13 protein-coding genes are annotated in these 13,502 nt (G+C 42.1%); 3 read left to right on the plus strand and 10 right to left on the minus strand.

The genetic code is table 11. The features are described from left to right. Nucleotides 1–180: 180 nt before the first annotated feature. A complete protein-coding gene (locus ACQY73_RS19320) occupies nt 181–522 on the plus strand; it encodes a hypothetical protein (protein WP_428653894.1) in 342 nt (113 codons plus the stop codon). A 25-nt stretch (nt 523–547) separates the two neighbouring features. Here the strand turns inward: ACQY73_RS19320 and ACQY73_RS19325 are convergent, their stop codons facing one another. From ACQY73_RS19325 to ACQY73_RS19340, 4 genes are all read right to left on the minus strand, one after another. After that, nucleotides 548–1,819 (minus strand): O-antigen ligase family protein, encoded by a 1,272-nt coding sequence (locus ACQY73_RS19325; protein ID WP_428653896.1) that lies wholly within the window; start codon nt 1,817–1,819, stop codon nt 548–550. Between the two features lie 3 nt (nt 1,820–1,822). Then, on the minus strand, nt 1,823–2,971 hold the full coding sequence (locus ACQY73_RS19330) for a glycosyltransferase family 4 protein (RefSeq protein WP_428653898.1): 1,149 nt from the start codon (nt 2,969–2,971) through the stop codon (nt 1,823–1,825). Further along, on the minus strand, nt 2,968–3,735 hold the full coding sequence (locus tag ACQY73_RS19335; RefSeq protein ID WP_428653900.1) for a class I SAM-dependent methyltransferase: 768 nt from the start codon (nt 3,733–3,735) through the stop codon (nt 2,968–2,970). Before ACQY73_RS19335 ends, ACQY73_RS19330 begins: the two co-directional genes overlap by 4 nt. A gap of 69 nt (nt 3,736–3,804) precedes the next feature. Beyond that, nucleotides 3,805–4,851, minus strand: coding sequence for a glycosyltransferase family 4 protein (locus tag ACQY73_RS19340; RefSeq protein ID WP_428653902.1), 1,047 nt, complete (start codon nt 4,849–4,851; stop codon nt 3,805–3,807). 151 nt (nt 4,852–5,002) lie between these two features. Here ACQY73_RS19340 and ACQY73_RS19345 point away from each other — a divergent pair, with 151 nt between their 5' ends. Continuing rightward, nucleotides 5,003–6,295 (plus strand): acetylxylan esterase, encoded by a 1,293-nt coding sequence (locus tag ACQY73_RS19345; protein WP_428653904.1) that lies wholly within the window; start codon nt 5,003–5,005, stop codon nt 6,293–6,295. 46 nt (nt 6,296–6,341) lie between these two features. Here ACQY73_RS19345 and ACQY73_RS19350 read toward each other — a convergent pair whose 3' ends face one another. The 6 genes from ACQY73_RS19350 to ACQY73_RS19375 form a co-directional block, all read right to left on the minus strand. After that, on the minus strand, nt 6,342–6,575 hold the full coding sequence (locus tag ACQY73_RS19350; RefSeq protein ID WP_428653906.1) for a PspC domain-containing protein: 234 nt from the start codon (nt 6,573–6,575) through the stop codon (nt 6,342–6,344). Nucleotides 6,576–6,730: 155 nt separating this feature from the next. Continuing rightward, entirely contained in the window at nt 6,731–7,726 is a 996-nt protein-coding gene (locus ACQY73_RS19355) for a phosphotriesterase family protein (RefSeq protein ID WP_428653908.1), read from the minus strand. A 15-nt stretch (nt 7,727–7,741) separates the two neighbouring features. Then, nucleotides 7,742–8,812: a GRAS family protein gene (locus ACQY73_RS19360; RefSeq protein ID WP_428653910.1), complete on the minus strand. Its 1,071-nt coding sequence runs from the start codon at nt 8,810–8,812 to the stop codon at nt 7,742–7,744. A gap of 9 nt (nt 8,813–8,821) precedes the next feature. After that, nucleotides 8,822–9,151 carry a DUF5615 family PIN-like protein gene (locus ACQY73_RS19365; RefSeq protein WP_428653912.1) on the minus strand — a complete coding sequence of 110 codons (330 nt, stop codon included), beginning with the start codon at nt 9,149–9,151 and terminating at the stop codon, nt 8,822–8,824. Further along, a complete protein-coding gene (locus ACQY73_RS19370) occupies nt 9,151–9,378 on the minus strand; it encodes a DUF433 domain-containing protein (RefSeq protein WP_428653914.1) in 228 nt (75 codons plus the stop codon). The genes ACQY73_RS19365 and ACQY73_RS19370 overlap by 1 nt, the downstream gene beginning before the upstream one ends. Nucleotides 9,379–9,527: 149 nt before the next feature. Next, the gene (locus tag ACQY73_RS19375; RefSeq protein ID WP_428653915.1) at nt 9,528–11,930 is read right to left on the minus strand and encodes a 3-hydroxyacyl-CoA dehydrogenase/enoyl-CoA hydratase family protein; all 2,403 of its coding nucleotides are present in this window, start codon (nt 11,928–11,930) and stop codon (nt 9,528–9,530) included. 412 nt (nt 11,931–12,342) lie between these two features. Between ACQY73_RS19375 and prfA the strand changes: the two genes are divergently transcribed. Continuing rightward, nucleotides 12,343–13,419, plus strand: coding sequence for a peptide chain release factor 1 (gene prfA / locus ACQY73_RS19380; RefSeq protein ID WP_428653917.1), 1,077 nt, complete (start codon nt 12,343–12,345; stop codon nt 13,417–13,419). Nucleotides 13,420–13,502 lie beyond the last annotated feature (83 nt).

The following is a 13,502-nucleotide window of genomic DNA, read 5'->3' on the forward strand; positions in this document are numbered from 1 at the left end:
CAAAATTATATATTCCTGACTCAATTTCAAATAGTTAGCCTATAAGGCTCCAAGGAAGATAAACGATAATACTACGAATTTTACCCCAAAATTAAAAATGAATCCGGTCGAATAATACATCTTTGATTCTTCTAACTTTGCGCGTTACCTTATTTAACATACTTTAAACCAATAAACTTTATGGAAGAACAATTAAAATCAGCCGCTGAACAAGCTAAAGCAAAAGCGCAGGAATTGGCCGCTGAAGCACAGGAAAAATTTGCAGAAATAAAAGGTGAGATCACCGAAAAATTACAAAGTGTAGACGTAGAAGCCTTAAAAGCACAAGCATCTGCTAAGGCTGAAGAAATGAAAATCGAAGCAACCGAAGCGCTTACCGAAGCCAAAGCGAAAGCAGAGGAATTGGCCGCTGAAGCGCAGGTGAAATTTGAGGACTTCAAAGAAGAAGCCGGAGAAGCCATTGAGAAAGCAACGGATTTTATCAAAGGGCTTTTCAACAGCGACGAGGAAGTAAAAAAATAGTCTTAGACAGTCGGTAAGCACTTGATCATTCAGTGCTTATCGACTGTTCTTGCTTAAATTTCTTCTTTTTGGAAATATTCATTTCTGCTACGGGAAACTGAAGCGAAGAAATGTGTACATAATAGAATAAGAAGGTCATCCAAGGAAAAAACAGAAATTGCCCGGCATTCAGGTTTGATTCAAAATACGGAATGACCATCAACGTTGGCAAAAAGATAAAATATCGACTGTCAAAACGTACATATTTTATAACAGCATTCAATGCCACGAAAATGACAAAAAACAAAAAAGCGAATACCCCTCCCGAAAATAGGGTTTCCAAATAAGAATTGTGCGATGCCAATTCGGTTCGAATGCCGGCATAGTGCTGAAGTCCCGCCCGAAAGTTATCGAAGCCAAAACCCGTAAAAAGCACTTCAGGGTTTGTAGTAAATATTCCAAAAGCCTGCTCGGCCAATTTAAACCGTACTTCTCCTTTCTGTTTTCGAATATCGGCGTATTGGGCCCGTAAATTCACTACTGAGTCCGGACTTTCAATAATATAATACGCAAAACCAAGGATACACAAAGCAGCCGCTATCTTTAGGTAAATGGAAATTTGCTTACTGCGAAGTACCAATACAACCGTAGAAAGCGCCAACGCCGCAAAACTGCTTCGAGAGCCGGTCAGGACAATAGCCCATAATGCTAAAAATACCACAATAAAAAAAAGATAACGCGCCCATTTAACCATTGGACGGTTGGCGAATAGATCAAAACTCGTAACGATAAACATCGTACAACCCCAACCGATAACGTTGGCTTTATACTCACCAATCGATTGGCCGTAGACGTTCTCTGATTGAAAAGCCACTCCGGTGACCAGCATCACAACCACCGGATAGAAATACGTCAAACTGAATACCTGGAGCAATTTGATCTTAGCTTCATCCTTTGAATAATGAGCAAACAGATAGACAACGAAGTAGTTAGTGTAAATTAAAAAGGGTATCCACGCCAAAATACGTTCAAAACTTCGTCCAAAATCAACGCTGAAAGGCAAAACGACTAGGTTTAGGAATAAAAAAAGGTATAAGACCCAGTTCTTTTTTTTATCGAAAATGTACTTTATTTCGCCCTGCGCTATGATAACGCCCACCAAAGAAAACATCACCAACCCCGTTCGAAAGAGTTTTGCCGCCTGAAACACATCGCCCCTTAAACTATACCCAAACACCACCGAAAACACATTGAGAAAATACAAAACGAGGTGCCAATCCCAATGCTGCTGATTTCGAAACAGATTACGCCACTGCATTTCTTAATTGTTTACGCGTTGCAAACCCACAACCGATTCAAGCATTTCTACAAAATTGCGCAACATTTCGTCTTTTGAAAACTTTTGAATGAAATTCAAGCCGTTTTGAGCTTTTTGTAATCGCAATTCAGGGGTTTGGATGCATTCTTTTACGGCATCGGCCAACGCTGCACTATTTCCGGATGCTACCAACCAACCATTATTGCCGTTATCCAAAACCTCCGGAATTCCCCCTACCCGCGTGCTTATAACCGAAATACCGTGCGCTAACGCTTCAATATTGGCTACCCCAAATGCTTCGGTATAGGATGGAACACAAAAAATATCGTATGTGCGCATGTACTCAAATACTCGCTCCTGTGGCTGTGGCCCTGCATAATCAAGCACAACATTGGAAATCCCGGCAAAAAGAGAATGCAGGTGTTTTTCAAAGGGAGGTTCGGGACCGATCACTGTCAGTTTAAATTGATATTCAGGCAGATTGCTTAGTGCTTTCACAAGCATTGGCAGATTGCCTACCAAATAATCGGCTTTCACAAACACTACTTTAATAATTGGACCAAACGAACGTTGCGGATTAAACACCAAGCCATCCAAAGGAATGCACTTATACAAACGCCTGACCTTGCTTTCGGGAAGATGATAGGTATCAATAAGGCGTTGTTTTAAAAATACTGAATTGGCGATCACAAGCCTATGCCTGCGCGCCGAAAGTTTTTCAAATTGCTGAAAGGTAAAGCGCTTGAGCCACAAAGGTTTTAGTTGAAAATTTTTCCAAGTAGCCAACATATTCTTTTCATCATTGACCATTCCTACCGTCGGCTTTTCGGAAATCAGACTCGCCCACGCACCGTTAAATGAATTAATGAATACAAGCACGTCAAAATCATACGTTTTTTCGATTTTCTGAATATGCCGGTAATAGATAAACCAGCGTAACACTTGGCCGAGCGGTTTCAGCAGATGGGGGATATTCAGCTCGACTTTATAAACCTTCTTTAATTCATCTAAACGCGAAGCAGAAACATCTTCAGTCAATATTCTTAGTTCGTGTTCGGGAAATAACGCATTGATTTCCAATACGATATTTGCGAATCTTACCGGGCCGTTCGTGATGTTTTCAAAAGCGTTGGTGCAGAATAATATTTTCATCCCTTCTTTCTCGCAATATAAATTTTCTCGTTGGGAGAGATTCCGTAGCGCTTATTGTCTATTTGCTGTGCATAGGTATCGTCTTCCACTTCAAAACCTTGGACACGCAGTCTGTCTGCATAATCAGCTCCATAATACCACCGTTGGTCATGCCCATGATACAACCCTTGTTTTTCTTCTTTTGTTAAACTCGTATCTGAAAACGAATGCTCCAGTTTTAAATTAATCGGATCGTGAAAAACAGCATAGCCGCCAAATTTAAGCACTCGATACACTTCACGCATCGCCTTGGTATCGTTCGGAACCATGACCAAAACACCGATGGCAATGATGATATCAAACGTTTCATCTTCAAATGAAATGGCATCAATAGACATAACACGGTCGGGCATAATCGTAATGCTGTTGGTGAACGAGGTCATGTTATCGGCCGTGAGGTATTCGATAAATGAATTATTTTTAACAGTCAGCGATAAGCAGGTATCGGGAGCAAAATGCAGTACTTTTTTGAGAGGCGCATCATAAAAACCTAAACGGTCGCGCAAAGTAAGGTAAGCATAGCGGTGCCTTTCGAGCGATTTACAACTTGGACAATAAGCATTGAGACGGTAACGAAAGGGCATAAATGCACGGTAATGCGTCTTACAAATCGGGCACTCTACCTTGTCACCCATACGATAAGGAATGCTTCTTACCTGTAAACGCACATTACGCAACCGGTTCAATAAGGCTTGATTGGTAATAAATCGAGAGTAGGGTTTCATTTATAACATACAATAAGGGTATCAGCAAAAGCATTCTTTGGTAGGCTTGTCGTTTGAGCAACATGGTTTCTAACTCTCAAAAATTTTCACAATGTCGCGGTAATTTGTTGTATCGGCTATTTCAAAATTTTGTCTGCCAATCACCTCAAGATTAACTCGTTGAGCATTTTTGAGACACTCCGTTAATGGACGAAACGTATCATCAAACAACAACTCAGACTGGTGACTCAATAATTGGGCGGTGCTGTCGGTTCGTAACGTAATAATAGGTTTTCCGAACGACATGGCCAAATCAACCGATCCCGAATGGTCAATGCGCACAAACGGCAATACTGCTACATCCGCCGCATTAAAAAAATACTGCACTTCTTGGTCTTCAATAAATCGGTGATGCCAATGGATCGTCGGTTTGTTTTCGCCTTCCTTCTGTAATGAATCCCAATAGTCGGCATCGTAGCTTTTTCCGGCAATAACAAGGCAAGTGTTCGTTGTTTGCATCACTGAATAAGCTTTAAGCAACTGATGCAGACCTTTGTAGGGTTTTATTTCTCCAAAAAATAAAAAGACAAAGTCATCAGGATCAATTCCAAGTATCTCACGACTAGCCGGTTTTGTTATTTCATTGGGATAATACAAATGATAAGGCAGATCCTGAATGACCGAGATAACTTCCGGCTTTAGCCCAAACCACAAGACAGCCTCTTGCTTCGTCGTTTCAGAATAGACTCTGATATGATTGCATCTTCGTAAAAAGAAACCATACACCCTTCTTTCCAGCTTCAACCAAATCCCTGCGTGGTTTTGCAAATTATGCAAAGTATGTACGATCCTGACCCGTTTGATGGATTTTGCCCATACTATTTCGGCCATGAATACAAACGACTTCAGCCAACTCCACAGTAGGGTTTTTCCCAAAATAAAACTGTGAACCCAATCATAATAAAGGACTTGTGCGGGTTGAACTGTCAGGGCTTTAAAGGTACTTCCCAGTGTATATTTTTTGCCAATCGTCACTTGTATTCCGTGATTTTGTAAGTACCGCACCAATTCATACTGAAAGGGATTTTCGGCACCCGCATCGGGCAAAACAACTACTTTGGGAAATTGAGAAGGCAATTGAAGGACGTTTTTAAAATTAAGAACGACAAAAATACAAAATGTGCTTAGAAAAGCGTGTATTGAGGCTTTAGTATAACAATGTTGTCACGCTGAAAGCGCCCATTTCTATCGGCAGTAAGTACTGCCCGCTAAATTTAATCCCAAATCAATGAAAAAAACTGCGAACCTTCTTCTTTTCCTCTTAAGCTTTTCGGTTGCCTTTGCCCAACCTGTTGAAAAGCTTTACAAAGTCGTTGTTGCTCCCGACCATTTTAATTGGGCCTATAAAACGGGAGAAAATGTAAAATTCACTATTTCAGTTTTGCAAAACGGGAACCTCGTCAAAAATGCCCGGGTACGCTACGAGATCGGTCCCGAAAAAATGGAACCAACCAAAAAAGAAACCATTACACTCCCTACCGGCACCATTACCCTTGAGGGTGGCACGATGAAAACGGGTGGATTTCTACGTTGTATTGCTATTGCTGAGATCGACGGTAAAGAGTATCGAAACCTCGGCACGGCCGGGTTTGACCCGCTCACTATTCAACCCACCGTCGAGAATCCGGGCGATTTTGATACTTTTTGGGAAACTGCAAAAGCCGATTTAGCCAAAATACCTCTGGAGGCCAAAATGACGCTTTTGCCCGAGCGTTGCACAGAAACGGTGAATGTCTATCACCTTAATTTACAGAACTTTCGTATGGGCACCCGTTTGTATGGGATTTTGTGCGTTCCTAAAAAAGAAGGAAAATACCCTGCACTTTTACATGTTCCCGGTGCAGGCGTTCGCGCCTACGGAGGCGATATTGCCAATGCGGCCAAAGGCATCATTACGCTGCAAATCGGTATCCACGGCGTTCCGGTTACAATGGACCCTTCCGTCTATCTTGACCTTGGCGCAGGTGCTTTAAATGGTTACATGAACTACGGCTCCGATGATCGTGATCGTTTTTATTACAAGCGTGTATATTTGGGCTGCGTCCGCGCTAATGATTTTTTGACAAGCCTTCCCCAATATGATGGCAGTAATTTGGCAGTAACGGGCGGCAGCCAAGGCGGTGCGTTGTCCATTATTACCGCAGCACTTGACAGTCGTGTTAAATGGCTGGGAGCGTTTTATCCGGCATTGTCAGATGTAACGGGTTATTTGAAAGGACGTGCGGGAGGTTGGCCGCATTATTTTGATAAAAATGGCCTTGCCTACAACAATAAGCCCGAAAAAATTACAACGCTGGGTTATTACGATGTGGTCAATTTTGCGCGTCGGGTTAAAGTGCCGGGTTATTATTCGTGGGGTTTTAACGATGAGACCTGCCCTCCTACATCTATGTATGCCGCTTACAATGTCATTTCAGCACCTAAAGAATTGTATCTCGCACTCGAAACAGGTCATTGGACCTATCCCGAGCAAAATGAACGAATGACAGGTTGGCTGATCAATAAGTTAAACAATAAATAAACAAAAAAGCCGAGTTCACACTCGGCTTTTGCATTTGGTTGTCAGATTATACTTGATGAATTTCTACCGGATTGTTATTGTTTTGGCGAACACCTTTAGGCATGATGGCCCAAAGAATGATATAGAAAACAATGACGGGTACGTGAATGAATGCGAAAAACGATGCGATCCACAAAATACGCATCAAGGTAGTATCTATCCCAAAATAGTCGGCTAAACCTGCGGCTACACCACCTATTTTACCTTCTGAAGGAATCCGTTGCAATTGTTTCGTTGTCATGGCTTTATGAATATACTATTTTATGGCTGTTTTTGTTTCTTTGGCTGTTATGTTGAATCAAAGGTACTATGCAATACCAAGTAATAAAAATAAATAAGTACAAATGGCAGAAAATTTGGCCAAACGGTTATTTTGAGGGAAGAATTGAGCCTTTTCTAAAGCTTTCGAACCTGAACCTTAAATGCTTCGGCCGGATTGTGAATCAGCAATTGAGCAAAATCCTTTTGGGTAAACCCTTTTTGACGTAAAAGGGGAAACAGTTTTTCAAAAATGGCGGTAAATCCTACGAAATTTCCACCATTTGTTTCGCCGGGTTTATACCAGCCGGCATCGTGCGAGATGAGTACTTTATTAAGTAAATGATTGGACTTCATAAGGTCTATCCAAGTGGCGTAGTTTTCCCAATCGCCCCAACCTATCCCATCGAGACTTACCCAAGCGCCCATTTGTGCTGCTTTGGTATACAGATTCCTGTTGGATTCGCCTTGTGCATGTACCCAAACAAAAGCGCTCGGATGTACACCTGTGCGTTGCAATTCTTCAATCTCTTCAAAAGCCGGTATCGCAGGCCCTGTATGTGAACAAATGGTCAGGCCTGTTCGTAAATGAGCTAGGCCTGCTGCGCGTATCAATTTGCGGTGAATATCAGAAAGTTGCGTTGGGTTTACTCCGATCTTTATAAAGCCCGGGCGTATGTTAGTGTCGTCTATTCCTTTTTCAAATTCAGCCGTCCAGCGGTCTGCCAATTGTTCGGCAGTTTCGGCAAAAGCCCATTTTGGCAAATATTTATTATCGACGGCACCATAATAGCCGGTGTTCGTCAGGATTTGCAGGCCACTTTTTTGGGATATTAATTGCAGCAGATGTACATCGCGCCCCAAAAAGGCAGGTGTACAATCCAAGATCGTTTTAACTCCCTGTTTTTTTACTTCCAATACATAAGGCAATACTGCTTTTACAACCTCTTCTCGGTTCCAACGATCAAAATTGATTTTGTCTGCTCCAATAAAATCTACCAACATATGCTCATGAATAAGCGTTTTGCCCATTTCCTGTGGGCGAATCACGCCATTGACCGTAACGATTCGCTCTCGTTTTTGCAGAAACGGTGCGACGGAAGCAGTTAGTAAAAATTGGCGACGTGAAAGCATAAAGCTTTGTGAAAGTTAGGTTGTTGCCCGGTACACGTTTGTAATTTCTTCGTCTTTAAAAACTACCGCATAACGGTCAGGTAAATCTGTTCGTAAATCAACGCCATTCTTTTCCTGTATATCAAACGAAACTGTTGGTTTTTCCAAAGTGAAACCAACGGTTTTAAACAAATCCAGCCATTGCTGAGGAGCATATTGCTTCTCTACACGCACCGCCTCAGTATGACCCAGCACATCGTCTATTTCACGACTAAAAAACAGTTTCAATGCCGCTTTTTCTTTATCCGTAATTTCAAGACTGTCAATCACTTCAAACACTAAGCCGTAATGCTTAACGGCATTTTGAAAACGTGTAGCATAGTGTGACTCAAAATGGTCAGAAACCGGCTCAGATAATATGAACGCCTTCGGTGCCAAGTCACGGATATATCCAAAAACTGTTTCGCGTTGCGTCACCTGTTGAATATGATGCAAGGCAAAAGAAGCATTGATAAACAAAGTATCATAGTGGCTTGGCAACAATGCCTGAATTTCTGCCAATATCATTTTTTCAATAAAGGCAACAAGCGGAACAAACATTACCTGAAAAGGAAGTTGTAAAGCGGCCAAACTCTTTTCAGCAGTTTGAAGCGCATCGGCAAAAGGCTCAATGCCAATGACAGTCACTTGCTTTACTTGACAACCAGGCTGTTTGGCCAATAAATGAAGTACGTTGACAATTTGCATTCCGGTACCAATACCGATGTCCATTAACACAGGATTTTCTGCTTTTTTCAATCCTTCTACCAACAGCGCATTGGCACAGCGTTGGGTAAGAGCAGCCAAGGGCAATTGTTGAATCAACAACTCAAACAACCGAATTTGCGGAATCTCAAACTTTTGGACATAAATATGCTCGTTCGACTGTTCACCCGATACGTGTTTGCGCATGGCTTTTGTTAATACATACCCAAACATTGCCTCCGGCTCATCAATCGTTGAAAGACATTGTTGATATATCGCTTCCAATGTTGCTTTGTCAGGTTCGGTAAGTTGGTCGGGAAGGCGTTGGGCAAGGGTTTGAAGTCGAGAAGTAAAAGAATTCATAGTAATCGGTTAGAAAATTTCTAAAATGCCATATTCCTTTGAAACCCATAACTGTTCTACATCTTCTTTATGAAGCATTAATAAATCGGCTAATTGATTTGTACTCTGATTACCGATTCGTATCAATACTACTTTGGGTGGAAATCCATAAAGACTGGATAAATGATAAAAATCTTCGTCATTAGTAACGATGATATAGTCATTTTGCCTTGCCCAACTCCAAATGTTGCTATCTTCGGCAGGAAGGCCTGTTTTGGTTACGTGAAGACATTGTTCGTAAGTTTCTTCCAACTTTTTAACAATTCTATAAGAAAGATTGGCATCAAATAAAAGCTTCATTAGGCCGCAATCAATCTGGTACGTCTTTCGATATCAGCCGCAAAAGACAATGCCGCCCGAATATGTTCCATTTTCAGTTCCGGGAAATCTTCTAAAATTTCTTCAAAAGACATCTCTGAAGCCAACCAGACCAATATATCCTGAACAGTTATTCGTGTTCCCTTAATACAGGGCTTTCCAAAACGAATATTCGGATTAATGCTTATGTATTGCTGATAATTTATCATTGTCGAAGAAGAAAGGATTTATCTCAAAGTTAAACATAGTCATTCAATTAGACAAAAACCATAAAAAAAGCCACGACGCAAAAGCATAGTGGCTCTATAAAACTTTCCAAGTCTTTAAGATGGGGTCACCCGGACTTGGAAAGTTTACATTAATTTCTCGGCGGCTTTCCTCCCGTTAGCAATCCCTGCATCCGCTCCATGGTTTTCTTTTCACCCGTAAGTGAAAGAAATGCTTCACGCTCCAAGTCAAGTAAATATTGCTCGGTTACATTTTGTGGATAACTTAAGTCCCCTCCACAAATGACATAGGCCAATTTATCAGCGATTTTAGCGTCGTGCTCGGTGATATAATTCGCCATGCGCATGCTTCCGATTCCTGCTTTAAATAAAGCTATACCCGTTTTTCCCTGTACCTTGATGTCGTTGCGGGCTTTAGGTTGCGTGTATCCATTTTCTGCCAGATCAACGGCGGCCTGTTTGGCTTCAGCAATCAGGCGACTACGATTCAATACGATTTGGTCGCGGTCTCCTTTAATATAATTCATTTCTATTGCTTCCTGCGCCGAAGTTGAAACTTTGGCTTGCGCAATGTTCATAAAAGCTGTTTGTAGAATATTCAATTCAGGATCACCGACTTGGTACAGATCAGAACAGCGAAGCGCCATTTCTTTGGTTCCACCACCGGCAGGAATCAAACCAACGCCCAACTCTACAAGCCCCATATAAGTTTCTGCGTGCGCAACCACTTTATCCGCATGCAAATTAAGTTCGCAGCCACCACCCAACGCCAAAGAATGCGCCGCAGTTACGACAGGAATGGAAGAATAACGCGCCCGCATCATGGTTTGTTGGAATTGCGCAATCATGAGGTTGATCTCATCATAGTCTTGCTCAATGGCAAACATAAACAACATAGCCAAGTTAGCTCCCGCCGAAAATGCTTCATTAGAATCATTTCCTACCACCAAGCCCCGGAAATCTTTCTCGGCTACGGCATAAGCACGGTTGAGGCCTTCTACTACCTCTGCCCCAAAAGTGTTCATTTTGGAGTGAAACTCTACACCCGCAATGCCATCCCCCAAGTCATAGATGGACGCACCTGCATTTTTCCAGATGATATTTTGTGATTTGTTCTCAAGAATAATAAATGCTTCCTGTCCCGGAATTGATTTATAAGACTGCGAAGGAATATCGTAATACAGCTTTTGTCCGTTCTGAACTTTATAGAAACTTTCATTCCCTGCCGCTAACATATCATAGACCCACTGCGCCGGTTTTGCGTTCAGTGCTTCCATGATCTCAATCATTTTCTTTACACCAATGGCATCCCAAGTCGCAAAAAGCCCAACTTCCCAGCCAAAACCGGCACAAATGGCTTGGTCAATGCGGTAGGTTTCATCCGAAATTTCAGGAATACGGTTGGAAGCGTAGCGAAAAATGCTGGCAAACGTGCGACGGTAAAACTCGCCTGCTTTGTCGGTTCCTTTCAATAAGATACCAAACCGTTTTTTAAGATCATCGATTGCTTTAGTACTCTCTAATGTAGCAAATTTGACTTTTACGGAAGGCTTGTATTCCAACGTATTGAGGTCGAGTGCCAAAATAGCCGTTCTGCCTTTTTCGTCTTTTGTCTTTTTGTAAAATCCCTGTCCTGTTTTATCGCCCAACCATTTTTTCTCCATGAGGCTGGCCATGATCGGCGATATTTCAAATGCCGCGCGCGACTCATCGTGCTGCATTTGTACCAAATTATTAGCTACATTAACCGTTGTATCCAACCCTACCACATCTGACAAACGGAATGTTCCTGATTTGGGGCGACCTACCACAGGGCCTGTCAATTTATCTACTTCCTCGACTGTTAAGCCCATCTCGCCGGCTACACGCATTGTTTCAACGAGGGCGTAAATACCAAGGCGGTTGGCAATAAAGCCGGGAGTGTCTTTGCAAAGAACAGCCGTTTTACCCAAATACAGATCGCCGTAATGTAACAGAAAATCAAGAATTTGAGGTTCTGTTTTAGGCCCGGGAATTACTTCAAACAAACGCAAATAACGCGGAGGATTGAAGAAGTGCGTTCCACAAAAATGCTTTTGAAAATCATCGCTCCGTCCTTCCGACATCAGGTGAATCGGAATTCCTGAGGTATTGGATGTAATCAATGTGCCCGGTTTGCGCAACGCATCCACTTTTTCAAACAACGACCGCTTAATATCCAAACGCTCCACAATTGCTTCCAGTACCCAATCGTAATTTTTGATCTCAGCGAGGTTATCGTCAAAGTTGCCGAGTTTGACACGGCTCGCAAACTTAGAACTGTACAAAGAAGCAGGCGTAGATTTTAACGTATTTTGAAACGCATCATTCACGATGCGGTTGCGTACTGCCGGATGCTCTAAGGTAAGCCCTTTGGCCTGTTCGGTGGCATTGAGTTCTTTAGGAACAATATCTAATAACAATACTTCTACGCCAATATTAGCAAAGTGGCACGCAATGCGTGACCCCATAATGCCCGAGCCTAATACGGCTACTTTTTTAATGCTGCGGTTCATTTATGTATTTGTGAATTAGTGAATGTGCAATTATGTAATACAAATTTTCTTTTGTGCCTCCGGGTTCTTTCGGATTTGAAATGGCAACGGCCAACCGCTATGCTCTTTCGGATTTAAAATCCGAAAGCAGTCTGATGCAGGATTTAAAATCCGAAAGAGCACGAAAGCATTGGGCTTCAAAAGTAAAAAAAAAAAGTATGCTTGCATACTAATATCAAAAAATTGTAACTCAAAAAAGTCTAAAAAATTAGACTTTAGATGATACACTGCCAATAAGAAGGCTAACTCCATTCAAACTCAACCGACTACGAACCAAAATTCATCCAATTATGGACTTTAAATCGTAACTTTGCAGTTTAAATCAGTTAGTACTCATTCTTTAGTAACTGATAACGATAACCATTAATGACCAATGTTAGAACAGTTAGAAGCCATAAAAGAGCGTTTTGATGAAATTGCACAACGAATTGTGCAACCGGAAGCAATGGCTGATCAAAAGCGCTTCTCAAAAATGAGCAAAGAGTATAAAGACCTGGATAAGATCGTTCAGAAATACCAAGCCTACAAAAAAGTATTAAACGATATTGAGGGAGCGAAGGATCTGATCGCGACGGAAAGTGATGAAGAAATGCGTGACATGGCCAAAGCTGAACTTTCTGAGCTTCAGCCGCAAGCCGATGAATTGGAAGCGACGTTGAAAGAAATGCTTATTCCAAAAGACCCCAACGACAGCCACAACGTAATTCTTGAAATCAGAGGCGGTACCGGTGGTGATGAGGCGGCCATTTTTGCCGGTGACCTTTTCAGAATGTACCAACGTTTCTGCGACCGCATGGGTTGGAAAATGGAACTCATGGATTTTACAGAAGGCAGTACAGGTGGCTATAAAGAAATCATTGCTGGCGTAATAGGCGAAGATGTATACGGAAAACTCAAATTCGAGTCAGGTGTACACCGTGTACAGCGTGTACCGGTAACGGAATCGCAGGGACGTGTGCATACTTCTGCCGCTACGGTAGCCGTGATGCCCGAAGTGGAAGACGTCGAAGAAGTAGAGATCAACCCCGCCGACATTGAGATCATTACTTCACGTTCAGGAGGTGCGGGTGGACAGAACGTTAACAAAGTTGAAACAAAAGTACAGTTAACGCATAAGCCAACAGGTATCGTAGTGGTTTGTCAGGTAGAACGCAGTCAGCACGGAAACCGTGAACGTGCGATGAACATGTTGCGTTCAAAACTGTACGAAATGGAGTTGAAGAAGCAAAACGATGCGGTTTCTTCTCAGCGGAAAAGTTTGGTAGGAAGCGGTGATCGTTCAGATAAGATCAGAACATATAATTATCCCCAAAGCCGTGTTACTGATCACCGTATTGGTTATACAGTTTATAATTTACCCACGGTCATGGACGGCGAAATCGGTGATTTTATTGAACAGCTGCGTATTGCGGAAAACGCCGAACGTATGAAAGAAGGAATGCCTGCCTAAGCATTGATTTTTAGATTTAGGAGGATTTTAGTTAGATTTGTTTTCAGCACAACCAACCTCCTTTTAACATCTATTATCAAAAA

This window comes from Runella sp. (assembly GCF_965279615.1).
Lineage (GTDB): Bacteria > Bacteroidota > Bacteroidia > Cytophagales > Spirosomataceae > Runella.